At 39.2% G+C, this 25,631-nt stretch carries 24 protein-coding genes; 12 read left to right on the top strand and 12 right to left on the bottom strand.

Going from position 1 to position 25,631, the window contains the following annotated elements:
• Positions 1-61: 61 nt before the first annotated feature.
• On the bottom strand, positions 62-322 hold the full coding sequence (rpsT, locus tag WC644_02580) for a 30S ribosomal protein S20 (protein MFA5010817.1): 261 nt from the start codon (positions 320-322) through the stop codon (positions 62-64).
• Positions 323-379: 57 nt separating this feature from the next.
• Positions 380-1,894 (bottom strand): chromosomal replication initiator protein DnaA, encoded by a 1,515-nt coding sequence (gene dnaA, locus WC644_02575; GenBank protein MFA5010816.1) that lies wholly within the window; start codon positions 1,892-1,894, stop codon positions 380-382.
• A 531-nt stretch (positions 1,895-2,425) separates the two neighbouring features.
• Between dnaA and WC644_02570 the strand changes: the two genes are divergently transcribed.
• The gene (locus WC644_02570; protein MFA5010815.1) at positions 2,426-4,213 is read left to right on the top strand and encodes a hypothetical protein; all 1,788 of its coding nucleotides are present in this window, start codon (positions 2,426-2,428) and stop codon (positions 4,211-4,213) included.
• The gene (locus WC644_02565; protein MFA5010814.1) at positions 4,206-5,315 is read left to right on the top strand and encodes a mannose-1-phosphate guanylyltransferase; all 1,110 of its coding nucleotides are present in this window, start codon (positions 4,206-4,208) and stop codon (positions 5,313-5,315) included. The genes WC644_02570 and WC644_02565 overlap by 8 nt, the downstream gene beginning before the upstream one ends.
• Positions 5,316-5,361: 46 nt before the next feature.
• On the opposite strand, the gene WC644_02560 is transcribed toward WC644_02565, so the two are convergent.
• Entirely contained in the window at positions 5,362-5,679 is a 318-nt protein-coding gene (locus WC644_02560) for a multidrug efflux SMR transporter (GenBank protein ID MFA5010813.1), read from the bottom strand.
• A gap of 184 nt (positions 5,680-5,863) precedes the next feature.
• Between WC644_02560 and WC644_02555 the strand changes: the two genes are divergently transcribed.
• The 7 genes from WC644_02555 (at position 5,864) to WC644_02525 (ending at position 12,687) form a co-directional block, all read left to right on the top strand.
• Positions 5,864-6,151 (top strand): DUF2007 domain-containing protein, encoded by a 288-nt coding sequence (locus WC644_02555; GenBank protein MFA5010812.1) that lies wholly within the window; start codon positions 5,864-5,866, stop codon positions 6,149-6,151.
• Between the two features lie 18 nt (positions 6,152-6,169).
• Positions 6,170-7,378 carry an NAD(P)/FAD-dependent oxidoreductase gene (locus WC644_02550; GenBank protein ID MFA5010811.1) on the top strand — a complete coding sequence of 403 codons (1,209 nt, stop codon included), beginning with the start codon at positions 6,170-6,172 and terminating at the stop codon, positions 7,376-7,378.
• A gap of 93 nt (positions 7,379-7,471) precedes the next feature.
• Positions 7,472-8,014 (top strand): 5'-3'-deoxyribonucleotidase, encoded by a 543-nt coding sequence (locus WC644_02545; protein ID MFA5010810.1) that lies wholly within the window; start codon positions 7,472-7,474, stop codon positions 8,012-8,014.
• 38 nt (positions 8,015-8,052) lie between these two features.
• On the top strand, positions 8,053-10,305 hold the full coding sequence (locus WC644_02540) for a Tex family protein (protein ID MFA5010809.1): 2,253 nt from the start codon (positions 8,053-8,055) through the stop codon (positions 10,303-10,305).
• The gene (locus tag WC644_02535; protein ID MFA5010808.1) at positions 10,302-10,655 is read left to right on the top strand and encodes an MmcQ/YjbR family DNA-binding protein; all 354 of its coding nucleotides are present in this window, start codon (positions 10,302-10,304) and stop codon (positions 10,653-10,655) included. Before WC644_02540 ends, WC644_02535 begins: the two co-directional genes overlap by 4 nt.
• Positions 10,656-11,086: 431 nt before the next feature.
• A complete protein-coding gene (locus WC644_02530) occupies positions 11,087-11,686 on the top strand; it encodes a hypothetical protein (protein ID MFA5010807.1) in 600 nt (199 codons plus the stop codon).
• The gene (locus WC644_02525) at positions 11,686-12,687 is read left to right on the top strand and encodes an MBL fold metallo-hydrolase (protein ID MFA5010806.1); all 1,002 of its coding nucleotides are present in this window, start codon (positions 11,686-11,688) and stop codon (positions 12,685-12,687) included. The genes WC644_02530 and WC644_02525 overlap by 1 nt, the downstream gene beginning before the upstream one ends.
• A gap of 10 nt (positions 12,688-12,697) precedes the next feature.
• Here WC644_02525 and WC644_02520 read toward each other — a convergent pair whose 3' ends face one another.
• The 3 genes from WC644_02520 to WC644_02510 all read right to left on the bottom strand — a co-directional run bounded on the left by WC644_02520 (position 12,698) and on the right by WC644_02510 (position 15,990).
• Positions 12,698-13,048 carry a DUF3127 domain-containing protein gene (locus tag WC644_02520; protein ID MFA5010805.1) on the bottom strand — a complete coding sequence of 117 codons (351 nt, stop codon included), beginning with the start codon at positions 13,046-13,048 and terminating at the stop codon, positions 12,698-12,700.
• Positions 13,049-13,063: 15 nt separating this feature from the next.
• Positions 13,064-14,470 (bottom strand): tryptophanase, encoded by a 1,407-nt coding sequence (locus WC644_02515; protein MFA5010804.1) that lies wholly within the window; start codon positions 14,468-14,470, stop codon positions 13,064-13,066.
• A gap of 140 nt (positions 14,471-14,610) precedes the next feature.
• Positions 14,611-15,990, bottom strand: coding sequence for a T9SS type A sorting domain-containing protein (locus tag WC644_02510; protein ID MFA5010803.1), 1,380 nt, complete (start codon positions 15,988-15,990; stop codon positions 14,611-14,613).
• Between the two features lie 293 nt (positions 15,991-16,283).
• Between WC644_02510 and WC644_02505 the strand changes: the two genes are divergently transcribed.
• The 3 genes from WC644_02505 to WC644_02495 all read left to right on the top strand — a co-directional run bounded on the left by WC644_02505 (position 16,284) and on the right by WC644_02495 (position 20,379).
• Entirely contained in the window at positions 16,284-17,603 is a 1,320-nt protein-coding gene (locus tag WC644_02505) for a glucose-6-phosphate isomerase (GenBank protein ID MFA5010802.1), read from the top strand.
• A gap of 82 nt (positions 17,604-17,685) precedes the next feature.
• Entirely contained in the window at positions 17,686-19,785 is a 2,100-nt protein-coding gene (locus WC644_02500) for a peptidylprolyl isomerase (protein MFA5010801.1), read from the top strand.
• Between the two features lie 84 nt (positions 19,786-19,869).
• Positions 19,870-20,379 carry a ferritin gene (locus WC644_02495; protein ID MFA5010800.1) on the top strand — a complete coding sequence of 170 codons (510 nt, stop codon included), beginning with the start codon at positions 19,870-19,872 and terminating at the stop codon, positions 20,377-20,379.
• A 77-nt stretch (positions 20,380-20,456) separates the two neighbouring features.
• Here the strand turns inward: WC644_02495 and WC644_02490 are convergent, their stop codons facing one another.
• The 6 genes from WC644_02490 to WC644_02465 form a co-directional block, all read right to left on the bottom strand.
• On the bottom strand, positions 20,457-20,867 hold the full coding sequence (locus WC644_02490; GenBank protein ID MFA5010799.1) for a MarR family winged helix-turn-helix transcriptional regulator: 411 nt from the start codon (positions 20,865-20,867) through the stop codon (positions 20,457-20,459).
• A 67-nt stretch (positions 20,868-20,934) separates the two neighbouring features.
• Positions 20,935-21,540 carry a class I SAM-dependent methyltransferase gene (locus tag WC644_02485; protein MFA5010798.1) on the bottom strand — a complete coding sequence of 202 codons (606 nt, stop codon included), beginning with the start codon at positions 21,538-21,540 and terminating at the stop codon, positions 20,935-20,937.
• Position 21,541: 1 nt separating this feature from the next.
• Positions 21,542-22,735, bottom strand: a complete 1,194-nt coding sequence (locus WC644_02480; protein ID MFA5010797.1) for a rhodanese-like domain-containing protein — start codon at positions 22,733-22,735, stop codon at positions 21,542-21,544.
• A gap of 18 nt (positions 22,736-22,753) precedes the next feature.
• The gene (locus WC644_02475; protein MFA5010796.1) at positions 22,754-23,269 is read right to left on the bottom strand and encodes a YeeE/YedE thiosulfate transporter family protein; all 516 of its coding nucleotides are present in this window, start codon (positions 23,267-23,269) and stop codon (positions 22,754-22,756) included.
• Between the two features lies 1 nt (position 23,270).
• Positions 23,271-23,930: a cytochrome b/b6 domain-containing protein gene (locus WC644_02470; protein MFA5010795.1), complete on the bottom strand. Its 660-nt coding sequence runs from the start codon at positions 23,928-23,930 to the stop codon at positions 23,271-23,273.
• Positions 23,931-23,934: 4 nt separating this feature from the next.
• Positions 23,935-25,506 (bottom strand): tetrathionate reductase family octaheme c-type cytochrome, encoded by a 1,572-nt coding sequence (locus WC644_02465; protein MFA5010794.1) that lies wholly within the window; start codon positions 25,504-25,506, stop codon positions 23,935-23,937.
• Between the last annotated feature and the right edge of the window lie 125 nt (positions 25,507-25,631).

The raw sequence follows: 25,631 nt of genomic DNA, 5'->3' as shown, positions 1-25,631 counted from the left end.
GAATAAACAATAAAAAACGGCAGGTAAATACCTGCCGTTTTTTATATTCTGTGTAAAAAACTTATTTACTAACTTTGTTGATGTGTTTTGCCAAACGTGATTTTTCGTTAGCTGCTTTATTCTTGTGAATGATGCCTTTTGTAGCAGCTCTATCAATAGTTCTTACGGCTTTTTTGAATTCCGTTGCTGCGGTTTCTTTATCAGTAGTCCCAAGAACCTTTTTCACCGAACCTTTTATTGATACTCTGTATTTTTTATTCTTCTCGGTTTTTTTTAATGTTTGTCTTGCTCTTTTCTGAGCTGATTTGTGTCTTAATGGCATATTTTAACTTATTTTAAAAGTGTAAAAATACATAATTTAGGTTATAAATTCAATTCGTTAAAGTTTTGAAAGAGCGTTTCTGATGTCGGAAACAATGTTTTGTGTATTACTGCTATTTTTCATAGACTCTTTAATGCTGTTATATGCGTACAATACAGTTGCATGGTCTTTTCCTCCGAAGTTAAGCCCGATGGATTCAAGAGTGTAAGATGTCATTTCTTTTGCAAGATACATGGCAATCTGTCTTGCGAATGCTATTTCCTTCGTGCGCTTCCGGGAGAGAATCTGGTTTTCTGAAAGTTTAAAATATTCTGCTGTTGCAAATATTATGTTTTCTATGGAAATACTTTTTGCTTTTCTTACGTTTCCCAAGAACTTTGAGACGACTCTTTCTGCAAGTTCTGGAGTTATTTCTCCCCTGTTAACAAAAAGGCTTTCTGCGATCAGGTTTACGATGCATCCCTCAAGAGAGCGAATGCTGTCTTTAATGTTAGTTGCAATGTAGTGTATGACTTCTTCTGGTACGTCTTCTATACGGGCTTCCTCAAGCTTTTTCTGAATAATTGCAACTCTCATTTCCCAGCTTGGCAGTTGTATATCCACCATTATGCCCCACTGAAAGCGGGACATCAATCTTTCGGTGATGCTTTTAAGCTGGTTAATAGGTTTATCGCTTGAGAAGATTATTTGCTTTTTATTATTGTAAAGAGAATTAAAAATCTGGTACATGAAGTCCTGAGTTCCGGGTTTGCCTTCAAGGTTTTGAATATCGTCGAGGATTAAAACGTCGAGCGATTTATAAAAACTGTCAAGCTTCCTTGGCCCACCTTTATCAGATGAGAAATCGAAACGTTCCCTAGCAATGCTTGTGGTAAACTGGCTTGTGAACTCAGGGGTTGTCAGGTAGTAAACTCTTTTGTCCGGCGTCCTTTTCAAGATTTCATTTCCTATGGCTTGAATAAGATGAGTTTTGCCGACACCAACACCGCCGTAGATAAGACAGGGATTGTAGGTCCCGCCGGGATTGTTTGCGATGGCAAAAGCTGCTGCCACGGCGAGGTCGTTGCTTTCGCCTTTGACAAAATTTTCAAAAGTATGTTTTGCATACAGGTTTGAAACGAAAGGTTCTGCTTCTTCGTCCTGACGGGTGTTTTTTACAGAGCCGTAGGAATATTGAAAGTCTGTGACGTTAGAAGCCCCCCTTGCGGGCTGATCACGGTTTTGCTCTATGTTATCAAAAAGACTTTCCTGTGATACAATGTAAGCAAGCTTTCCATTTTCGCCGAGGAGACCACTTTCAATTATTGCTGAAATCTGTTTGTTATATCTTTTTTCTATTATTCCATAAACGTCTTTGCTGGGTACCTGAATGGTTAATACGTTGTTTTCAAAGCTGCTTGGCGATAGGATTGAAAACCAAGTGCTAATTTCGGACTGTTTTAAATTTTGTGAAAGGAGTTCGATAAATTTCGCCCAAATTTCCTTTGCTGCTTCCTTAACTTGTATTTGTGTTTGTGATTCCGGCTTCAGCTGCTTATTGTCTTCAAACGAATTTGGTATGGTATTCCTCATGTAATAAACTTATATATATTAACAAATCAATTTTATTTAATAATTTACTTTAAGTACCGCCTTTTGAAAACCTTTAAATATTAAGGTGTTTTAGTCTTAATATTAACAAACCTATAAGTTCTATAATCGCTATATTTCAAAGTAAGTTAGCTTTCTGTTTACAGGTTATTAACATTCATTGTTAATAAACGATTTTTGACGGGTAAATAGAGTCAGAAAGCAAAGACTTCAAAAAAAGTTATTAACAAAGTACTAACAGGAAAAACACTAACCTTCAGGTGTTATAATATTAACGAAAGCATTCAATTAAGTCAAGTTTGAAATTAATAATTTCTTAAAAATTTATTTACCGGTTTTAGAGAATATGTCCCGTCGGAAGAAAATCAAAACGAAGTATAAAGAGCTAACAAATCAAAGAACAAAATACCATCAGAACAAGGAGCAGCATTAGAATACAGATTCGAGGCTGATTATCCTTTAAGGTTATACTTAAGTTGTATATTTTTAGATATTGGATGTGTTTTTTATTTATTGAATAAACCAGATTACATAAAATTTGTTGTCTCAAAGGTTGAATCGGAGCTTATGGGGCTCTCAAAAAGCCGTGAGTATATAAAGGTTATTACTGTTCTGCATGCTTTAAAAGTCTCCGACAATATCCTTAGGGATATCTATATACTTTCCGGGATAAAAAAGCTGAGACAGCTTTCGTCCTACCTGATTTTTATAATTAAAAAAGTTGAATCGGGCAGCATCAACATAGACAACTTTATTGAAAACTATAAGGCAGATAAATCCTTTATACGTTCTTACTTTCAGACATACTATGACCTTGAACAAATAACGGAAGAAAAATTTATATCAGAAGAGATTGAAACAAAGTTTATTTTTGATGACGATGATACAAATAAACAGGCACCGGTTTATTCGCTTGTCGAGCCTGGCTTTAAAGTTGGCGACCTTGATAACGAGCTTGTAACTGAAGAGTTCAGGGAAAGCACAATTACGGAAAATTATTCCGAGCCTTTGGATGCATACATGAGTCTTGTGGATGACAACAAAGAAAGTTCTGCGGATGGCAGCGGTGTATTCTTTACCGATGTATCGGATAATGTGTTTAATCTTCCAGGGAGTCAGGAGACAGTGGACAGCGGACAGCAGACGGAAGGCAGCGGACAGGAGGCAGATGAAGAAGGACAACAAATAGCGGACAGCGGACAGGCGACCGAGGACAGTGGGCAGAAAACAGAGGACAGAGAATCTGATATCGGAGAACCATCCGAAGGAGTAGTGACGGAACAAGAAAGCGAAATACTTCAAAACTTAATTCCTACCGCACCTATAATAAAACCGGAGGACGTAGAGGAAACACCAGATATAACGGAGTCCGACCGTGAAGTTGATGAAAAACTTCAGGAGATAGAGAAAGAAACAACTGAGGCGATAATAAATTCCGATTTTGTTCTCTATGAAAAGTTTCTTATAGAGAAGAATAAAACTCTGTTCTGTCTTTTAGATGATTTAGTATTGATAAAGGAATCGTCTGAGCCTGATATTGAAATGCGCAACAGTATTCTGGAAGAGATTTTATCTACAGTTGAAGGACTAAGAGATTATTCGGAGAAGATGTCATTTGAGGTCATAACGGGAATTTATGCCGCTCTTGTTTATTGCTTCGATACTAAGTTCAAGGACATTATAGTTTCAATGGATAACTTCGCAATTTTCAAAAAAGCCGTTGAAGGTGTTGAAGACTTAATTGCCGGTAATGACCTTACAGGGTTTGATGCGGTTGTCAGCAAATTAAACTCAACTGTAGACGACCTTGCAAAATTGCTTGCTGACAGGGAAAACTTCGAGAAGAAAAAATATGATTTCGGTGAAGAAGAAAGCAATGTAATAAGAGAGTTTAAGGACAGCAGCGAGTATGATGCTTTTATAATTCTAAGAGAAAAAATTTCTGAGCTTGAAGAGACGTTCAGAGTTATTGCAGACATGAAAGATAAAACATATCCATTTGAATCGATAAGAAAACTTTCGCTAACATTTGCTCTTTTCAGGGAGATAGTAAATATAGCCAGGGTGCTGGAAATGAACAAGGCTGCCCACTTAGCTGAAGGCGGGTACATTTTCGTAAAGTTTGTTCAAAACTACCGCATAGATCCGTTTAAAGAGGAGGTGACAGAGGTATTTAAATATTTAATTTACAGTTTTAAACTATTATATCTTGATAAACCGGTAAAAGATTTTGATAGGTTTTTGTCATTTTTAAACGAACCAGTCAAAATATTTTATCCTAAAAACAATAAGAATGAATAATTATGCAGTGATAATGGCCGGAGGTATTGGTACCCGTTTCTGGCCGAAGGGTACATCCAGACTTCCAAAACAATATTTAAAAATAGAGAACGATCACAGTTCGATGATACAGCAGACGTTTAGACGTCTTGAATCGTTTGTATCGCCAAAAAATATATTTGTTGTAACAAACACAGCCTATAAGGCGGTGACGAAGAAACATCTTCCAAAAATTCCGGAAGAGAACATTATCTGTGAACCCTTCGGAAGAAACACGGCTCCCTGTATAGGCCTGACGTGTCTTTTCATAAAACAGTTTAACACAAAAGCGAATGTACTTGTTGTACCTTCAGACCATATAATAAAAGATGTGGATGAGTTTCAGAGGGTTGTAAAATCAGGGCTTGCATATACGAATGAGAACGGCGGCATAGTAACACTTGGAATAAACCCTACAAAACCGGAAACCGGATATGGTTACATACAGTTTGATACAGACGAGTACAAAGATGTGACGATAAGAACCGGCAGGAGCGGAGAGCACACAGAAAGAGTTTATAAAGTAAGGACCTTTGCAGAAAAGCCAAACCTTGACACAGCGAAGGCTTTCATAGAAAGCGGAGATTTTCTATGGAACAGCGGTATGTTTATTTTCCGTGTTGATACGATGCTTGTTGAGATTCAGCAGTCTCTTCCGGAGCTTCATTCGGCACTGCTGAAGCTTGAGAAGAGTCTAATGAAGAATGATTTCGCAAAAGTTCTCGAAACTGTATATTCCCAGATAAAAGGTATCTCGATCGATTACGGTGTCATGGAAAAATCGCAGGACGTTTATACCATAAAAAGTAATTTTGACTGGAGCGATGTCGGGTCGTGGGACGAGATTTACAACTCAAACAAGAAAGATAAGGATGGAAATGTTAAGCAGGGAAGGACGGTTACTATAAATTCAAAAAACTGTTTGATTATTAATGACCAAAAGATATCAGCGCTTGTCGGTGTAGAAGACTTGCTTGTTATAGATACGGATAACGGTTTGCTGATATGCAAGAGGACGGAATCACAAAACGTAAAAGAGGTTGTTGATTACCTGAAGAGAAAAGGATTAGATCAGTACTTATAATTTCAGGGTACGGGAGGCAGTGTTCAGCGTACAGTTTTCAGAGAAGCTAATTTGCAAATTTAAGACCTATTACACCTATAATTATTAATCCGGCTGAAAAAATTCTTAATAGATTAGTCGGATCTTTAAAGAAAATTATTCCGATAAGAAACGTTCCTATGGCGCCAATGCCTGTCCATACTGCATAGGCTGTTCCAATCGGTATGTCTTTTTGTGCAACCCAGAGAAAATACCCGCTTGCCGCCATGGACAAAACCCCGACAGTAATCCATAAAAACCGGTTTGCAGTGACTTGCGAAAGTTTGAAGCCGAGGGGCCAGCCCATTTCAAAGATTCCTGCAATAACTAGATAAATCCATGCCATAGTATTTTCTGTTAAATTAAAAGATTTTTCAAAATAATGAAAAAAACGAAATAATTAAATAAAGATAAATATGTTATTATGATTAGTATATGAGCAATCATATCTCTTGTATTTGTATCAAAGCATTAATAAATTTAAATACGTACTACGCTGGAGCGTAATAACGAAGAAAGAAATAAGAATTATGGAAAATCTTGATAAAGAAAAGCTTGTAACAGTTTTTAAAAGCGGTAATGAAGCCCTTATAGCACTCGCAAAGTCAATGCTTGACGAAGCAGAGATAAAATATCTTATTAAAAATGAAGGTGTTCAGGATCTGCTTGGGTTGGGAGTCTTCGGAACTGGTTTTAATCCGCTTACCGGACCTATGCAGATACAGGTATTGCCTGAAGAGGAAGAAACAGCAAGGGAAATACTGAAAGATGTTGAATCAAGCGACAGCATTGATGAAGAGTCAGAAGAAAGCAATTAAGTTACAAGTCACCGAAGAATGAAGATTGGAATAATCGGAGGCGGAGCGGCAGGTTTTTTTGCTGCAATTACTGCTGCCGAGACTAACAGTATCAATAATATTTCTATACTCGAAAAATCCACATCGGTTCTTTCCAAAATCCGTATATCAGGAGGTGGGAGGTGCAATGTTACCAATTCTGTTACGGATGTTAAAGAGTTTGTGAAAAATTATCCCCGCGGCAGCAAAGAGCTTATATCAGTTTTTTCAAGGTTCAGTAATTTAGATACAATAGAATGGTTTAGAAACCATGGAGTTGAGTTAAAAACAGAAAGTGATGGAAGAATTTTTCCTGTCTCAAACAATTCACAAACGGTTATTGATTTATTTATAAATCTATCATCGAAGTATAACATAAGACTAATAACAGGGTTTGAAGCTGCAAATATATTATTAGATGACGGGGTTTTTACAGTAAAAGATAAAAGAGGGAACACATTGACATTTGATAAGCTTCTTGTTTCCACCGGAGGTTTTTCAACAATAGAGAAATACAGCTGGTTAACTAATCTTGGGCACAAAATTATACCTCCTGTTCCTTCCTTGTTTACTTTTAATTGTAAAGATAATATCCTTAAGGGATTACAGGGAATAAGCGTTGATGATGTTATGTTAAAAATCCGGAACATAAAACTCTTGTCACACGGAGATATACTGATAACACATTGGGGGTTGAGCGGGCCGGCAATATTGAAGCTGTCATCTTTTGGGTCGAGAATACTAAACGATATGAACTACAAATTTACGGTTGAAGTTTGCTGGACTAAGATTGATGTATATAAAGAAATTGAGACGGCACAAAAGAGCAACCCATTAAAACAGATAATAAAACATCCAATCAGAAATATACCTACCAGGTTGTGGGAATCATTAATTAAAAACTCGGGAGTTAATCACGAAAAACGATTTAACGAACTATCAAAGAAAGATATTGAAGCCATAAACAATATTCTTACAAGATCACAATTAAGTATAAACGGCAAGAGCACGTTTAAAGAAGAGTTTGTCACTGCCGGCGGGGTTTCATTGAAAGAGGTTGATTTCAGGACGATGGAAAGCAAGAAAGTTAAAGGATTATATTTTGCGGGAGAAATACTCGATATTGACAGTATAACGGGGGGCTTTAACTTTCAGTCGGCATGGTCAACGGCACATATAGCAGGGCAGAGTATGACAAGGCAAGTTTAACCACATGTTGCTTCTTTATTGGTTTATCATAGATTTTACTTTTACATATAGTTAATTTATTAAACTTCAAAATTAAATAATAGCATTTCAGAGATGATAATACTTGTAGATATGGACGACGTCATTGCAGATTTTGACGGCGGTTTTTTAATTAAGTGGCGGCAGAAATTTCCGAATGAGTTCTTTATACCTATGAATGAAAGGCAGAAGTTTTACATGCGGGATGAATATCCGCCGGAACTGCTTGACAAAATGACAGAGCTGTTTACGCAAAAAGGATTTGTTGCAACACTGCCGGAAATTAAAGGGGGAGTTAAAGCCGTCAGAAAGATTAAAGAGAAGGGGCACGAAGTGTTCATCTGTTCAAGCCCTATGCGCCAGTATCAGAATTGTGTTGCTGAAAAATTTGAATGGATAGAAAAGCATCTTGGTTTTGACTGGACAACAAAGCTTGTGCTGACAAGAGACAAAACCCTGGTTCAAGGGGACTTGTTGATAGATGATAAACCCGAAGTAACGGGATCAGCACAGCCAGTCTGGGAGCACATCATTTTTGAGAAGAATTATAATTCGCACGTAAAGAACCAGAGACGGATAAACTGGAACAACTGGCAGGAAATTTTAAAAGAAGTATAAATAAACATTAAAGAAAATTAAGATAACAGGACATTTAAATGGATTTAAAGCACGCACCGAAAATAGCACAAGAGCTTAACTTAAAGCTTCATCAGGTAGAGAATACTGCTAAGCTTTTAATGGAAGATGCAACTATACCTTTTATATCACGATACAGGAAAGAACTTACGGGAAGCCTTGATGAGGTTGAAGTTACGGCTATAAGAGACAGGCTTCACCAGCTTGAAGATCTCGACAAGAGAAGAGAGGCAATATTAAAATCACTCGCAGAAAGAGAGCTGCTGACGGAAGAACTTCAGGGAAAGATTGATGCAGCGGAAACAATGACAGAGCTTGAGGATATTTATCTGCCGTACAAACCGAAGAAGAGAACACGTGCAACAGTTGCAAAGGAAAAAGGACTTGAGCCGCTAGCGCTTATGATATTTGAGCAGGGAGATTTTAATTTATCAGAAGAGGCACAGAAGTTTATAGATACCGAGAAGGGCGTAAACACAGAAGACGAGGCACTTGCGGGGGCACGTGATATAATTGCCGAGATGGTTTCGGAAGACAAGACATCAAGGGAAAAGATGAGAGCGTTGTTTTCGAAGAAGGCGGTTATATATTCAAAAGTTGCCAAAGGAAAAGATGAAGAGGGAATTAAGTATAAAGATTATTATGACTGGAAAGAACTCGCGTCTGATTCTCCGTCACACAGAATACTTGCGATGTTCAGGGGTGAGAACGAAGACTTCCTCCGCATAGAGGTAATTCCCGAAGAAGCCGAGGCAATCGATATACTTGAAAGAAATTTTCTTAAGGCGGATAACGAAGCATCCGTACAGGTACGGATAGCAATCACCGACAGCTATAAAAGACTTTTGTCGCCTTCTATGGAATCGGAATTCAGAGCTGCTTTAAAAGAGAAAGCAGATACAGAGGCGATAAAAGTTTTTGCTGATAATCTTTATCAATTGCTTATGGCTGCTCCGCTTGGCGAGAAAGCCGTATTAGCAATAGATCCGGGCTTCAGAACGGGTTGCAAAGTCGTTTGCCTGAACAGACAGGGAAAGCTTCTTCACAATGACACTATATATCCGCATACAGGAGAGGCTAAAACAATCGAAGCGGGAAAAAAGATATTTGAATTATTAAAAGCGTTCGGCTCTGAAATCATTGCTATAGGTAACGGTACAGCAGGACGCGAAACAGAGGATTTTATAAAAAGAGTTTTGGCAAGCTCAGATGATGAAAAGATAAAAAACCTGCAGGTAATAATGGTAAACGAAAGCGGTGCCTCTGTTTACTCTGCCTCCGAGGCTGCACGAGAGGAATTTCCGGATTATGACGTTACGGTGCGAGGGAGCGTATCAATAGGCAGAAGACTTGTTGACCCTCTTGCAGAGCTTGTTAAGATAGACCCAAAAGCAATCGGAGTGGGACAGTATCAGCACGACGTGAATCAGACACAGCTTAGGCAAAAGCTTGACGATGTTGTTATCAGCTGTGTTAATAAAGTTGGTGTTGAGGTCAACACGGCAAGCAAACAGCTGCTTACTTATGTATCAGGCGTTGGTCCGAAGATGGCGGCATCGATTGTGGAATACAGGAATAATAACGGACCGTTTTCATCGCGCGATGAGCTTAAGAAAATCCCGAGACTTAAAGGAAAGACATTTGAGCAAGCAGCAGGTTTTTTAAGAATCAGAAACGGGGAAAACCCGCTTGATTCAAGCGCAGTACACCCTGAGAGCTATCACGTGGTTGAGAAAATGGCTGAAGATATCGGATGCACGATAAAAGACTTAATGATTAACCCGAAGAATCAGGAAAAGATAGATATAAACAAATATGTAACCGACACCGTTGGACTGCCGACACTTGAAGATATAAAAGCCGAGCTGAAAAAACCCGGCAGAGACCCCAGAGAAAAATTCGAGGCGTTTGAATTTATGAAGGGTATAAATAAAATTGAAGACCTTGCGATAGGAATGAGGCTTCCCGGAATAGTTACTAACGTTACAAACTTCGGAGCGTTTGTGGATATAGGCGTTCATCAGGATGGGCTTGTTCATATCAGCGAGATAGCTGACGGGTATGTGAAATCACCGGCGGATATTCTGAAGGTTCATCAGAAAGTGACAGTGAAAGTTCTTGAGGTTGACGCAACCAGAAAGAGGATTTCGCTTTCAATGAGACTGGGAGAGGTTTCCAAGCCGGCACCAAAGAAGCCGAAGAAAAAAACAAAAGAAGATCTGGATACCAAGCTGAAAATGTTACTCGATAAGTTCGGCAGGAACAACAAATGAACTTTGACACATTAAGAGAGTTTGCTTTAAATAAAAAACACGTCACCGAATCACAGCCATTCGGTGACGATGTTCTTGTTTTTAAAGTAATGGATAAAATATTTATGATGATGGACTTTGAACATCCGACGAATGTTAACCTTAAATGCGACCCTGAGATTGCTGTTGAATTAAGAGAAAGATATGAAGCTGTACTGCCCGGCCATCACATGAATAAAACACACTGGAACACTGTAGTTTTGGATAATACAATTCCTCCGAAAGAAATTTTTAAAATGATTGACAATTCTTACGACCTCGTAGTTAAGTCGCTTCCGAAAAATAGCAGGGAGAAATACTTTGGTAAGTAGTTTTTTTCCGGAACAATAAGCATCTAACTGACACAATAATAATATTTTTAGCTCATTCCCAAGCAAGAGCTTGGGAATGAGGGGAAATATATTAAAACAAACCCCAACATTTTGGCTCAGGATTCTTTTTATTTAGTACCGTTATATTATGCTGTATTAGTGCTGTATTTATGCTGTATCAGTACTGTATTAGTACTGTATTAGATATTATTTATTATGTGGAAAAACAGTATTTTAACATAGATAAATGTCTTTCATCTTTAAAAAGGAGATAATATGCTGAATAAACAGTATATTATTGTAATATTCTAAAAATTTGCTTTTGAGTTTAAAAGTCATTGAAATTTGGTTAATTACAGAGGTATTCAAGTTGGGCTTGCTTCTTAAAACACTGAATGAACTTAAACTTTACGGCATAGGTTTACATATATATGTTTAAAAAGATTTTATTAGCAACGTTAGCATTTGCAGCCATAATCAGTACAGATTCTTTCTCACAGGAAAAGGAATATGACTTTGCATTTCGAAAAGGAACGAAGAATTTAAACTGGGCACTTTTACAGTTAATACCTTCGCCATATTTTGATAACGATGCAAACGAGAATGACGCACGGATACAGTTTGGTTTCAGATGGCAGTTTATTCCTTTAAACCTTTCATTTCGAGCTAACAGGTTTGTTTCGCCTGTTCAGTTTTTTATGATAAATCCTGTACGAAGGTTCTCGGGATCGGTAGAACTTTTTGTGCAGCCCGAGGTAGTTACATCTTCTTACAAATATTCAGGTTTTAATGCAATTGGCGCGGGTACGGGCGCAAGGGTTATAGTACCAATACAGGAAATGGGCGAAAACATTGCCGCGTCTTTTGGTGCAAAATATACATTCAGAAAAAATGACATAACGGGCGAAGACGGCTACCCCGGGGTTGAGGTGGGAGTGTACTTTCTTGGCGGCATGATGGGTGTACAATTTACAAAGAATTTTCATAAGAACAACGAGTATTCATTCGGACTTTTTATTAAATATTTTTGATGAAAAGAATTTTATATATATTAATATTATTTGTTTCCTTATCTGCGGCAGGGTGTTGGCCTGCAAGGCTTCTGGTACACAACATAGGCGAATCTATAACGAGCGAGCCGCAAAAAGTTTCCAAATTTTATAACCCTGTTCATGACAGCGTAAAGGTGTCGGTGTTAATGATAGGCCATTCGGCAACGCTTGTTCAGATATACGATAAAGTAATTATGTTTGACCCGTTTTTTAACAAGCGTTTCGGCGGAGTGCTAATGAGAAGGACAGAGCCGGGATTGAGGATAGACAGCCTCAGCAAGCTTGATGTTATTTTTGTCTCACACTCTCACATGGACCATCTTAGCTATTCATCGTTAAGTGATTTAACGGAAAAATTTCCGAACACAAAACTTGTATTTCCCGAAGGAGTTGAAAATTACCTTCCTGATTACGATGTAACTATGATAAGGGTCAGCAAGGCAGACACAAGGTTCAGGAATTTTATCGGAAGACCTGTTTATGTTTCCGGCATGAAAGTTACACCCGTCTTTGCATACCATAACGGAGGACGGTACGGGTTTGACACTTACACATGGAAAGAAGAAGGGGCAACCGGGTTTATTATTGAATATAAAGATGTAACTTTTTATTATGCGGGCGACACGGGATATCACGATACGGCATTTAAGAAAATAGGCGAAAAGTTTGATATAGGCGTATCGCTGATACCAATAGGGCCCTGCAGGAATTGCGATTCCACGGGTTTCTGGCACCACACATCATCAATTGAAGCTCTCGACTTATTTAAAGATGTTAAGGCGGATTACATGATACCCGTTCACTACGGAACTGTAAAATATTTTACGGATGAGAATAAACCTCTGCAAGTTTTGAATGAACTCGTTGATTCATTAACGGCATATAAACCGCTTAAAGACAAGATAATAGCATTGAAGCCCGGGGAGCAGAAAATATGGAGACAAACAGGGGCTACTGTTCAGGACTCAATAACCCCTTAAACTTTTTTAATCAGAACGGCATGTCATCGCTGTTGGCAGCGAATTCATCGGGTGGTTCGTTTGCGTCCTGCCTTGAACTTCCGCCTTCCGCGGGTTCAATCTTCCAGGCGACAAGCGAATTAAAATAAACCTGCTTACCTTCGGGGTTTGTCCACTCTCTTCCGTTAAGATTAAAAGCAACCTTTACCATATCGCCTTCATTAAACTTTTCAATCAGCGAACATCTGTCTTTAAGCAGCTGAAAAGTTATGTACTGCGGGAACTGCCCCGTTTCATCGGCAATTACAAACTCTCTTTTTGTGAAGTTGTTTTTAAATTCCTGAACAGGAAATATTTTATGTACCTTGCCTGTAAAATCCATATAATTATTTTAAGTTTATACCAAATCAAATTTCGCCGTGAAGTGGCGGAGAAACTTCGGCTCTTCAACTATCTTAACGCCTCTGATTTTATCTTTGTTCTTGCTGATTTCGATAAGAACCTCTGCAACGAAATCAATGTGGCTCTGCGTGTAAACCCTTCTTGGAATTGCAAGGCGAACGAGCTCCATATCAGCGGGAATCAGTTTTCCTTTTGCGTCGTACTTTCCGAACATGATGCTTCCGATTTCAGCCGCCCTTATACCGCCCAGCTTGTAAAGTTCAACCACAAGCGCCTGACCGGGATACTGGTCAACGGGAATATTCGGAAGAAAACCTTTTGCGTCAAGATAAAGAGCATGACCGCCGACAGGTTTTATGAAGGGAATTCCGTTTGCTTCAAGTTTATCGCCGAGATACTTCGAGGAAATAATTCTGTAATGCAGGTAGCTTTCATCTACAACTTCTTCGAGCCCTTGTGCAATCGCTTCAAGGTCGCGTCCGGCGAGGCCGCCGTATGTTTCATACCCTTCCGTTATGATAAGCAGGTTTTTGCAGTTATGATACCACTCTTCATTGTTCATAGAAAGGAAACCACCGATGTTTGCGAAAGCATCCTTCTTAGCCGACATAGTGCATCCGTCAGCATAGGAAAACATTTCATTGCAGATTTCCATAATGGATTTATTCTCGTAACCCTTTTCTCTTATCTTAATGAAATAAGCATTCTCTGCAAACCTGCACGCATCGATGAAGAAGGGGATTTTATATTCTTTGCAAATCCTGCTTACTTCGCGGATGTTTTCCATCGATACGGGCTGACCGCCTCCCGTATTGTTCGTTATCGTAAGCATACAGACGGGGATATTTTTTACACCTGTCTTTTCAATAAACCCGCGGAGCTTCTTTGTATCCATATTCCCTTTGAAGGGATGAATAACCTCGGGGTGCTTGCCCTCTTCAATAACAAGGTCAACCGCTTCCGCACCGTTAAACTCTATGTTTGCGCGTGTAGTATCAAAATGGTTATTGCTTGGAATACTTTTGCCCTTTCCCGAATTAACAAAGCGCCCGTCTTTATCAATATCGCTGAGCAGGAATGTAAACAGAATCCGCTCTGCGGCGCGTCCCTGATGAACAGGGATACAATGCTTAAAGCCGAAGATTTTTCTTGTAGCGGCTTCAAACCTGAAGTATGATTTTGAACCTGCGTAAGATTCGTCGCCGTCCATAATAGCCGCCCATTGCTTTGAGCTCATCGCAGAGGTGCCGCTGTCGGTTAAAAGGTCAATCAGCACGTCCTCGGCGTGAATAAAGAACGGATTATAAAAAGCATTCTTTATAATTTCTTCTCTTTCCTTTACAGTTGTGGTCTTAACATACTCAACAGACTTAATCCTGAAAGGCTCGATAATAGTTTTCATTTATTTGATGTATTTTCTTTCGTAAACATCAATTTACAAAAAACTCCCCAAAGAATTAATTCAAAAAGGGGGAATAATAATAAACTGTTTCTTTTCCTATACAGGTTTATGTGGTTTTATTCGCAATGCGAACATCGTATTTATTTTATTAAAACCATCCTCTTTGTTTCCGAAAAGGTTTGCCTTGTCGTTTCTCCGTTTATTATGATTTTATAGAAGTAAACTCCGGTTGAAAAGTCTGTTGCGTCAAAATCTGCTATGAACCTGCCCGTGCCCCATCTGCCGTTTACAAGCTCCTTTACCTCACGTCCCTGAACGTCGTAAACCTTCAGTGTTATGTGAGACGGCTCTTTCAGTTCAAACTGTATGTTTGTTGAGGGATTGAACGGGTTCGGGTAGTTTTGTCCGAGCGAAAATACTTCAGGTACGAAGTTCGGCACAAGTTTGATGCCTGTGTAGTAGGTGGTGTCGTTGCCGACAACTTTTGTATGTATTCCATCATTAAATTCTTCTTGATCAACATAAGCCCAACCATTATTAGAATTAATAAAATTAATATTTTTATATCTTCTGGAATGAATTGCAATATTCGGGATTTGATATCCCCAGTTAGTTCCGCCATTGGTTGTTTTTATTAAGACACCGTAGTAATTACTTCCAACTCCCACAAAGGATGTTCCTCCCAACCAGACGGTATCCTTATTAATCATTGATATGGAGCGAATTATAACTGATGAAACATTTGGAGGTGTTTGAAGAAACCATGTCAGTCCGCCATCTGTAGTCTTCTGTATTCTATTTGAACCTTTCCACCCGGTTAGCGTATCGACAAATTTTATGTCTAAAAAAGCATCTGTAGGATTAATCTCAAACCAATTGAATCCACCATTTGTGGTTTTTCTAAAATGCGAAATTGAAGAAACAACACACGAGAAACCAATGTTCTTATCGTACATATAAATCTTATCAGGATTGTCGCTTGTGCCGTTTGTCCAGATTCGTGTCCAGTTTATACCGCCGTTAATGGAACGATACACACCGCCGCCAAAACCACCGCTGTAAACGTAAAAAAGAGTATCTTTGTTTATTGCACTAAAATCTTCTGCGCCAGTTGGTTGATTTGAATGATTAGTCCAATTTAAACCACCATCTGTGGTTTTAAAAAAATCAAAATAATTAGTGGATGTAAAGCCCGTATTGCTGTTCACAAACTGAATTCTATTAAATTCGGAATTTACAGATGGAGGTATATAAGTATATATAATATCCCAGTTGTCTCCACCATTTGTAGTTTTTAATATGTATGCCTGAACTGAAGAATTTGTTGTCGTCACCGCAAACCCCGTCAGACTATCAAGAAAAGTAATATCCTTAATAGTACCGCCGTTCAGGTTAGGAAACCACTGCTGATACCAGCCCGATGTCCTGCTGTCATGAAATCCTGCTGAAGAAAGGAAAAGAAGAAATACAAGAAGTATTAAACCGTCAAGTACGCGGGAAAGAGTTTTTTGAAGTTTCATAATTTATAAAATAAATTAATCAGTGTTCTTATTACAATTAAAATATATAATAACCATGTTAATTAAAATCTATAATAAAAGGTTCAACACTGTGGATTTACAAAAACCCCTTCAACAGAATATATTTCTCCTGCATTCAATTATTGGAAGAAGATTAAAGAGTTTTCCTTGCCGGGTTAAATGCCTATAACTGTTTGATGTTACTAAAGAATGACGCATACTGCCCTTACTATTTGTATTACAAAAGTATAAAAATATTGTTATAATCTTGTTACAATTAACAGGAGGATATCATGAAATCTATATCGGTGAATAACCTTAATATCAACGTAGAAAATTCTTTGCAGTTTGTTTCAGAAAGCGAATTCAACTCTGTAAAGAAGGAAACGGTTAAATGTTACAAAGATTTAATTAATTATTCCGGGAAGGGAAATGATTTTCTCGGCTGGCTTGACCTTCCTTCGAGCATAACCAAAGAAGAAATTAAAGCACTCGATGAAACCGCCCGCTATTTGAGAAGAAAATCTGAAATAATAGTTGTAGCCGGTATCGGCGGTTCTTATCTGGGCGCTCGTGCCGTTATCGAAGCCCTTCAGCACTCGTTCAAGCACCTCTTTAAAAAGAAAGCCGGAATGCCGCATATAGTCTTTGCCGGACAGAATATCAGTGAAGATTATCTCGCCGATTTAATGGAAGTTCTTGAAGATAAAAAATTCACAGTTATAGTGATTTCCAAATCAGGCACTACCGCTGAACCCGCGATAGCATTCAGACTTTTAAAGAATCTTGCCGAAAAGAAGTTCGGCAAGGAGGTGGCTGCCAGCAGGATTGTTGCTATTACCGACAAATCAAAAGGCGCACTGAATAAGCTTGCTGATATGGAAGGGTACAAATCGTTTGTAATCCCCGATGATGTCGGCGGAAGGTTTTCGGTTCTTTCGCCGGTCGGTCTTTTGCCCGTTGCCTGCGGCGGGTACAACATTAAAGATTTAATAAAAGGCGCCGAAGACATGGAAACGCTTCTTATGGGCAAAGATAAGTTTGAAGAGAATCCTGCAATGATATATGCAGCCGTAAGAAACCTGCTTTACAGAAAAGGAAAGACCACAGAAATCCTGACAAGTTTTTCGCCGCAGCTTTACTATTTTATCGAATGGTGGAAACAGCTTTACGGAGAGAGCGAAGGCAAGGAAGGAAAAGGGATTTTCCCCGCCGGGGCTGTCTTTTCGACCGACCTGCATTCAATGGGGCAGTATATTCAGGACGGCAAAAGAAATATATTTGAAACCAATATTTGGGTAAAGAAAGCAGGAAAGAAACTGCTTATACCTGCCGACGAATCAAACCTTGACGAGCTGAATTACATTGCCGGAAAGAATATAAATTATGTAAACGAAAAGGCAATGCTCGGAACGTTTCAAGCCCATAAAGACGGGGGCGTGCCTTCGGTTACGATAGAAATACCGGCGCTCAATGAAAAGGTCCTTGGAGGACTAATTTACTTCTTCGAGTTTGCCTGTGCCGTCAGCGGTTACATGCTTGGCGTTAACCCCTTTGACCAGCCCGGGGTTGAGGCATACAAAAAGAACATGTTTAAATTACTTGGTAAATAAATTTTTTGCACCGCTCCCCTGTAACAACCGGGGAGCGGATATTTTATAACAATCATCGCCCGTTCACTTATTCTAAAAGTATATGAAAAGAAATTTATTGATTCTGATAATCATCTTAATCTCCGCATGCAGCGCCTACTCACAGCTTTTTACACCCGAAGAATTGCAGATAATAAAACTTCAGGACGAAAGAACATTCGGCGTTAATAATGAACTTATTAATTTTCTTGACGACAGAAATGACAACGTGGTTATCCGCGCTCTCTGGGCAATAGGCAGCATAGGAAAAGAAGAAGGCGTCAGACCCGCTGTTGAAAAACTTTTTTCAAGCCGCTCAGAAGAAATAAGGGTAACAGCCGCTTATGCGCTCGGGCTTCTTCCTTTTAACGATTCAAGAAATGCTTTGAATGAAATTATCGCTGATTCACGGGACGAAAGAGTAAAAGTGGAAGCCCTGAATTCGCTCGGTTATATAGGCACCGCAGAAGACCTCGAAAAAATTGCAGCTTATAAGTTTGAGTCCGATGCCCTTCAAACCGCTCAGGCTATGTCGTTTGCAAGGTTTGGAAGAAGAAACATCAGGAGCGAAAGCAGTATAAATAAGTTAATTGAACTTTCAGCTTCAAAGAACGAATCAACTTTAAGAGCCTCGGCTTATGCATTCGCCAACACAAGAAACAGCGTCCTGCTGGCAAACGCCAAAGACGCTATAAACCTGCTAATTGGCTCAAACAACCCCGATACACGCATGTGGGCTGTTCTTGCAAACGGATATATCTCCTCTGATGTTAACGCGCTTATGAGTCTTTATGAAAAGGAAACTGTATGGCAGGTAAAAACAAACATACTTAATTCCTTTCAAACTATAAACAGGTTTAATCCGGAAACAGCAAACAATAAAGACCTTGCATTCTTCCTTGTCAGTAAAGGCAGCGGCGAAGATGTATATCTTGCAACAACGGCATTAAAAGTTCTCGGTAATGTATTCTCGGCTTCCAAAGACGGGACGCTGAAAGCAGGGTTACTCCCGCAATTGCAGTGGTTCCTCATAAAAGGAAAAGCCGTTGATATCCCCGTGATTGCTGAGGCTATAAATACAATGGGCATGATTTATAAAGATGCGGCAAAAGATGAACTGACGGCGTATTACAAAGATGTTGAAGGGTATGAATTAAAGTCAGCCGTTATATCCGCATTTAAGTATTTCGACGATGCCTCTGTTTACAATGCTATGCGGGACATGATTACAAAAGATGTACAGGCATACGTTGATAAAAACAAAATTGAATCGGGCGATATGATTGCCGGCAAGGAGCTGAACGGGCTTTACCGCTCGTTTATTGAAAGCCTCGGCGAGCTAAAGTATAAAGCCAATTCAAAAGACAGGCACACAATGCGTCTTATATTTTCCGAGTTCGTCAGCTCTAAAGACCCGTCAATAATGGATTTGTGCATTACCTCATTAAGCGACAGCATATATTTGAATGACATTTCCGAGACTAAAGCAATCCTTGTGCTTGATTATCAGGACATGGTCTATCCGAAGGATAAAGAAGCAATGCGTCTTGTTATTCGTGCGTTGGGAAACCTTAAAGCAGAAAATTCTCTCGATATACTGAAGACGGGCTTGAACAGCACGGATTATAAAATAGCAAAAGAATCTTCAGATGCTTTAAAGAAGATAACAGGCAAAGATTTCACTTTTACGGCAAAGAAAAAGTTTTTGGAAAATCAAAACGATTTAGACCTGTTAAACAACAAACAGCATGCTGTTCTTAAAACAACAAAAGGAGATATAAAAATAAAGTTCTATCCCTATCAGGCGCCATATTCGGTAATGAATTTTATATCACTTGCCGAAAAAGGGTTTTATAACAATACAGCTTTCCACCGCGTAATTCCAAACTTCGTTATACAGGGCGGAGACCCGCTGAACAATGGCTGGGGCGGACCGGAATATTCAATTCGTTCAGAGTTTGCTCCATTGCATTATGAACGCGGTATTCTTGGCATGGCATCTGACGGAAAAGATACGGAAGGAAGCCAGTTCTTTATAACCCACTCTCCGTTTTATCATCTTGACAACTCCTACACAATTTTCGGAGAGGTTGTTGAGGGAATTGATGTAGTCGATAAAATTTACATCGGAGATGTGCTAAACAGTGTTACGATTCTTCCTTAAACACGGGAATTATTTTGAACTCAAAATCATTTATAAACGTTTTAATGTATATACATAAAAATTAAATATTTAACGGAGATAAATATGTTATCAAAAAAACTTGAAGATGCAATAAACAAACAAATTAACAAAGAGTTGTATTCCGCTTATTTTTACCTTGGTATGTCGGCTTACTGCAACTCTGTTGACCTTGACGGGTTCACAAACTTTTTCTACGTACAGTATCAGGAAGAAACATTCCATGCGATGAAATTGTACAACTATGTTCTCGAAAGAAGCGGCAATATTGTTCTTTCGCAAATCGACACACCGCCGCAGAATTTTAAATCCGCTCTCGATGTATGCGAGCAGACCTATGAGCACGAAAAGCTTGTAACCAAATCAATCAACGACCTTATGGACATTGCCATTAAAGAAAACGACCATGCGACATCGAGTTTCCTTAAATGGTATGTTGATGAACAGGTTGAGGAAGAAGCAACGATATCAAAGCTTGTAAACAGAATGAAACTTGTCGGCGATAATGTCGGCGGACTATTTATTATTGACCAGGAGCTTAAAGCCCGCGTCTTTACTCCTCCTGCGACGGCATAACAAAAGCATCTTACAAAAATACAAAAGTCTGACCCGCTGCTGCGGGTCAGACTTTCTCATAATAGCACACAAATCTTTTACAAACAGTTTTCCAGTTTATGAAAAAGCTTTATAGTATCCTTTTTCTCTGAAACAGAAAGTTTTTTTTGAATTGTTTGTTCACACTCGTTCAGCACAACCTCAATTTTCTTCCTCACCCGTGCCCCTTTCGGTGCGAGTTTAAGAATTACATTACGTCTGTCTTCTTTTGAAACCTGCTGTGCGAGGTATTTGTTTTTAATAAGCTTTTCCACCACGCGGCTCCCTCTCGATGCAGAAAGCCCCATATTCTTTGAGAGAGCATTGCAGTTGCATGGCTCCCCGGGTCTCATTGCGAGTATGCCCCTGTATTCGGCGGGGGACAGGTTAAATTCATGCCTTATTGTCTCTTCCTTGTCAAGGCATTTGCCTTTTATTCCTATTATCAGGTCTATTATTCTGTCTGCCATTCGTTTAATTTTTATTGTGGATAATTGTTATTAGCAAATTATAAAATTTTTATTCAATATTCAATATTCAGATATTTGTTTTAATTGCCGCAAACCTGATTACATCAGCAGGTCCTTTGTGATAATCTCCCTCTTTCAGCTCAATGTGATATTCGGAAAGCTCGGAAATATTTAGTCCACAGAAATCATTCCGGAAATCATCAATGCTATACAAAGCATTTAAATCCTTGGGACCGCCAGAACTATTGTGTATCTGGGCTTTGCTGAATGCCTCTATAATCAGCGTCCCGCCGGTTTTTAAAGATTTTATTATTGACCTGTGTACATTTTCTCTTAAACCCTGAGCAAAATGAACAAAAACAAGAGCAGCCGCATCGTATTCCTGCTCGGGATATTTATAATCGGCAGTAGAAGAGACTATGTAATTAATTGTAACGTTATTTTCTTCTGCTAATTTTATTGCTTTAATCTTTGCCTGCTCGCTGAAGTCTATTGCAGTCACATCCCAGCCTTTCTTAGCCGCATAGACGGCATTCCTGCCCTCGCCCTCGCCGGGCAGGAGAAGCTTCCCGGGCTGCAGCTTGTCTATCCATTGTTTAAAGAACCCATTCGGCTCTTTGCCGTAAACGTAATGCTGCTCTGAATAACGTTCATCCCAGAATTTGTTTTCCATATCAGCAGCCTCCTATAATTCTTTTTGACTTCTTCTCGCCCGTGTTTATCATTTTCTTGTTTGCTTCAATAAGTTCGGGAAGTTTCTTGCTTGCCTTTTCTCTGAAGACATAAGTCGCCTGCATTTGTCTCGTTTCTGCTTCCGGCTTTTTAAAGTTTAAGATTATATTCTTAAATTCTTCAATGCCTCCTTTTAAAACATAAATGTCTTTATAGCCCAGCTCTACGGCAATGTATCCCAGCTTCTTTCCTTCCTCTTCGTTGTTAGTTACGATAACATTCTTCATTCCTTTTATCGCAAGTTTCTTATGAATATCTTTTCCGAAAAGATTATCCGTTGTCCAGTTTGTAGAGTTTGGAAGTTTCAGTTCATTATATTCTTCTTCTTTTCTGAAATCAAATATCTGCAGCGTTCTGTCATTATCAATTATCCTGAATGCAAGCTCATCAGAATCCATCATTTCAAATTTTGATTTTGAAACAACATCAGGATTGTTTGCTTCTTCTTTTAATGCCGTTTGTCTTTCGGGAAAAGCAAACGCTGAAAGTCCAATAATAATCGCAATTCCCGCAAGTCCGTAATAAAGTTTAAATGGCTGAAGTGTCGGATCTACATATCCCCTGTTATTCCTTTTTTCAATCATTGTTGTTGCTATAAATGCCGTTACAGCCATAAACACGAGTAAGAAGGCAAACAACTCCTGAGACATTCCAAGCAAATCGAATATTCTAATGTTTCCCCAGGCGCCTGCTTTAAACAATGTTTCAAAAACGGGATATCCCTCAGCAAACAAAAATATACCTATAAATGAACCGCCTATGAAAAACATAGCGTCCACCTTACCTATTGCAGCGCTGCAGATGCTCGTTCCCGGACAGAAACCGCCTATTACAAACCCCAAACCCATTATTAAACCTCCTATCAAAGCAGACCAGATAAAAGTCGGATTAACATAAATCAGGTTTAAATCAACCAAACCGTAATGACCCAGTATAATCAATCCTATTGCCGCGGTTACCCCGCCTGTAAAAAATACTCGCAGCACAGTAAAGTCATACCCATAAAATAAACCTACAAGTTTTTTTGATGATGAAAACCCCGCCTGCTCGAGTATGAAGCCAAATGCTATTCCTATGATTAATGCTACAACAAGGTTTAATTCGTTTCCAATTATATCAGGAACTAATGGTGCCATAATTATACCTCCTTCTCTTTATATCCAAAGTTTTCTGAAAAAATACGCGAAGGCATAAGCTCCCCCGAATATTGCCATCATTGTTATAATACCGCCTGCCGATAAAACTGCCATTCCGCTTAAAGCCGCACCGCTCGTGCATCCGCGCCCAAGCTGTGCACCGAACCCAAATAGAAGCCCGCCGATAATCGCACCGATTATGCGTGTTCGTGCTTTTATCTTCGGGGAGTGTTCAAGCGTTAAACTTAATCTGTTAGATACCAATCCGGAAATAAACCCGCCTATCAATACACCTATTACCTCAAATACAAGCCAGCTCTTTAAAGGGTTGCCGGCATGCTCCTCGGCGTATTCTTTGTAAAAGTGCGTGCTTTCCGTGTGTGCAGGGACAATGGTGTTCATAGTCGCTACTACAGCGCTTTTTACCGCTCCGCTTGCTCCAAGTCCGCGGCCTGTTATGAATATCGTAATCAGCAGAAGCAGTCCAAGAAGGAATCCTGCTAAATAAGGATTCATATATTTTGTTGTATTCATATTATGTTTTGCTGTTATTGGTTTCTAAATTATTCTGATTTACTGTTTCTTCTTCACCCTCTATTTCTTCATATCCAGTAAGCATTGCTTTCAAATTTGATGTTAGAGTTGTTCCCGTTGTGATTAAATACAGGTGTGTAACTAAAAATGCAATAAGCATTATCGCTCCCGCCGTATGTACTACCGCTATTATTCCCAGCGAGTCTATGTTAATGCTTGCAGTCGTCTGGTTCTGCGAGTATCTGTAAAACATGTACAAAAGCCCCGATATAACCACAATAGGAATCACAAGAATTTTTAATCCGAAGTAAACTAATTTCTGCAATGGATTTAATTTGCTCAATACAGTCTTCTTTGTCGGATGGCTTGCATTTTGAAATATTCCGAAAAGATAGTAATGCAGTTGTGCTTTTATGTTTGTTAAAGTCGGAATGTATTGCCTCCACTCGCCCGTTGTAAAATGCCAGAATATTGCGAATACAATCAGCGCAATAAAACTGTATGCCGCAACATTGTGATATGTAACAGCATTCTCAAACCCGAAGAAACTGTATGTTCCGTGTATTTCAAACCCCGTTGCCGCAAGAAAGAAAATTAAAAGCGCCTGCATCCAGTGCCAGAACCGCTCAAATGATTTATATATTAATACGTTTTTCGACATAATCTTATTTCCCGTTTTTGTGTTTTTTAGATGACCTGTATCTCAGCGTTCCGTGAATTGCTATTCCAGCAAATGTCGCGATTATAATTGCCGTGCCCGTGTTATCAACATACTTGTTATAGTCCCTTCCCGGTATGTAGAAGTCCTTAAGGTTTGCGATTCTGCTGTCTGTTCTCGTATGGCAGTCGGTGCACTTTAAGGTTGAGTCTTTCGAGGATACCATGTGGTTTATCGGCCAGTACATTTCTGTGTTGATAAAAGAGATTTTTCCGCTGAATGGAAGGTTAACATCTTTCATGCCGACCTCAGAAGCCCTTTGCCAGTCGAAATCCTTCCAAAGCGCTCCTTCGCCCTCTTTGTCCGCAAACAATTTCGGTTGTATGAGCATTTTATTCACAGGGTCGTATGGCTGTCTGGCTCTGTGAATTTTAACAGGAATAATCTTTGACTCTTTATCGTCATAAGAACCGAGCAGTTTATTAATCACTAAAGGATTTGTTGTATCGCTTATCGTGTCTCCTAATAAATAATGCTGTGCATTACCGTTAAACCATATGTATTCGGGCTTTAAATTTTTCCCCCATTTAAAACTTCCTTTAATCGATAAATATGTGTGATTGCCGTCGGCATCGTCTTCTTCATAAGGTTGTCCGTCTTTTAGCTTTCCCGCCGTTGACCAGTCCCAGTCAGTTTTTGTCGCATTAACTTTTGCATAAACAGGAATGTGGCATGTCTGGCAGGCAACTTTTAAATTATGCTCGTTTAAAACAGAACTCTTGTGAGGACTTTCTGTGTGGCACTGCTCGCACGTTGAACGGTTCCTGTTCATCGATGACAGCGAATAAACTTTTCCAAGCATGTTATGTTTTTCTGTTAAGTGGCAATCTACGCACTGCAGATTTTTACCGTCTGTTGCCATGTGAACATCTATCGACCTATCAGGTTCAAACATTGACTTCTCCAGGTCGCCGTGCTTAACGTTGTTACCGCCTCCCCCGAAGAAATGACAAACTCCGCAGTTTGAACGCTTCGGCTTGCCGACATTCTGCGCAATGTTGCTCAGATGAATTTTGGGGTCAGGATATCCCGACATTTCATTTCCCTTTGCATACGTTTCCGTGTTATCGTGACAAACAAGGCAGTCAATATTATTCTGGTCTGTATAAGTAAAAGTTTTATCCGACATCCCGAATCCGATGTGGCACTTTGCGCAGCTTTGTTCATTGCCCTCAACCCCGATGCAAAAATTATTGATAGCATTCTTCTTGCCGATTGATATGATGCCCCTTCCTCTTACGTATTCCTCTCTTTCCCAGTTCCAGTGGCTCGAGTTCATTACCTCGGTGTGTCTGTCTGTGTGGCAGTTGTTGCATGCCGCGGTTACTTCCTGAGGCGTCGAAAATTCTTTTTTCAGCGCATCTAACTTTGAATGGTCGGTTGAAGGCGTGTGTTTAACCGAATACTTTTCTCTTAGAAGTTCAACCTTTTCTCGCTCCTGCTGCTTTGGTATCAGAAATACCGCAGCGGATATAACCACAAGAGCAAATAATGTAATTGCAATAAAACCCTTTTTCATGGGAATGTAATCCTGTATAGATTTATATAAGTAAAATTAAAATAATTCTTATGCTGGCGTAAGATTCTCTTTAGGGAAAATAATCTTACCAATTTGTTAATATCCAATCTCATTCGATATAATGA

It is taken from the genome of Ignavibacteria bacterium, from assembly GCA_041649015.1.
Taxonomy (GTDB): domain Bacteria; phylum Bacteroidota; class Ignavibacteria; order Tepidaquicellales; family Tepidaquicellaceae; genus CAIKZJ01.
The sequence above is the reverse complement of the archived record's forward strand: the minus strand, read 5'-3'. Positions and strand labels throughout refer to the sequence as shown.

Coding starts and splice junctions, on each gene's coding strand:
- WC644_02490 (MFA5010799.1), bottom strand. CDS start 20,867: ATGGCAGACAGAATAATAGACCTGATAATAGGAATAAAAGGCAAATGC.
- WC644_02520 (MFA5010805.1), bottom strand. CDS start 13,048: ATGGATTTTACAGGCAAGGTACATAAAATATTTCCTGTTCAGGAATTT.
- WC644_02515 (MFA5010804.1), bottom strand. CDS start 14,470: ATGAAAACTATTATCGAGCCTTTCAGGATTAAGTCTGTTGAGTATGTT.
- WC644_02510 (MFA5010803.1), bottom strand. CDS start 15,990: ATGAAACTTCAAAAAACTCTTTCCCGCGTACTTGACGGTTTAATACTT.
- WC644_02465 (MFA5010794.1), bottom strand. CDS start 25,506: ATGAAAAAGGGTTTTATTGCAATTACATTATTTGCTCTTGTGGTTATA.
- WC644_02540 (MFA5010809.1), top strand. CDS start 8,053: ATGGATTTAAAGCACGCACCGAAAATAGCACAAGAGCTTAACTTAAAG.
- WC644_02565 (MFA5010814.1), top strand. CDS start 4,206: ATGAATAATTATGCAGTGATAATGGCCGGAGGTATTGGTACCCGTTTC.
- rpsT (MFA5010817.1), bottom strand. CDS start 322: ATGCCATTAAGACACAAATCAGCTCAGAAAAGAGCAAGACAAACATTA.
- WC644_02545 (MFA5010810.1), top strand. CDS start 7,472: ATGATAATACTTGTAGATATGGACGACGTCATTGCAGATTTTGACGGC.
- WC644_02535 (MFA5010808.1), top strand. CDS start 10,302: ATGAACTTTGACACATTAAGAGAGTTTGCTTTAAATAAAAAACACGTC.
- WC644_02525 (MFA5010806.1), top strand. CDS start 11,686: ATGAAAAGAATTTTATATATATTAATATTATTTGTTTCCTTATCTGCG.
- WC644_02480 (MFA5010797.1), bottom strand. CDS start 22,735: ATGGCACCATTAGTTCCTGATATAATTGGAAACGAATTAAACCTTGTT.
- WC644_02500 (MFA5010801.1), top strand. CDS start 17,686: ATGAAAAGAAATTTATTGATTCTGATAATCATCTTAATCTCCGCATGC.
- WC644_02555 (MFA5010812.1), top strand. CDS start 5,864: ATGGAAAATCTTGATAAAGAAAAGCTTGTAACAGTTTTTAAAAGCGGT.
- dnaA (MFA5010816.1), bottom strand. CDS start 1,894: ATGAGGAATACCATACCAAATTCGTTTGAAGACAATAAGCAGCTGAAG.
- WC644_02560 (MFA5010813.1), bottom strand. CDS start 5,679: ATGGCATGGATTTATCTAGTTATTGCAGGAATCTTTGAAATGGGCTGG.
- WC644_02495 (MFA5010800.1), top strand. CDS start 19,870: ATGTTATCAAAAAAACTTGAAGATGCAATAAACAAACAAATTAACAAA.
- WC644_02475 (MFA5010796.1), bottom strand. CDS start 23,269: ATGAATACAACAAAATATATGAATCCTTATTTAGCAGGATTCCTTCTT.
- WC644_02505 (MFA5010802.1), top strand. CDS start 16,284: ATGAAATCTATATCGGTGAATAACCTTAATATCAACGTAGAAAATTCT.
- WC644_02550 (MFA5010811.1), top strand. CDS start 6,170: ATGAAGATTGGAATAATCGGAGGCGGAGCGGCAGGTTTTTTTGCTGCA.
- WC644_02530 (MFA5010807.1), top strand. CDS start 11,087: ATGTTTAAAAAGATTTTATTAGCAACGTTAGCATTTGCAGCCATAATC.
- WC644_02470 (MFA5010795.1), bottom strand. CDS start 23,930: ATGTCGAAAAACGTATTAATATATAAATCATTTGAGCGGTTCTGGCAC.
- WC644_02485 (MFA5010798.1), bottom strand. CDS start 21,540: ATGGAAAACAAATTCTGGGATGAACGTTATTCAGAGCAGCATTACGTT.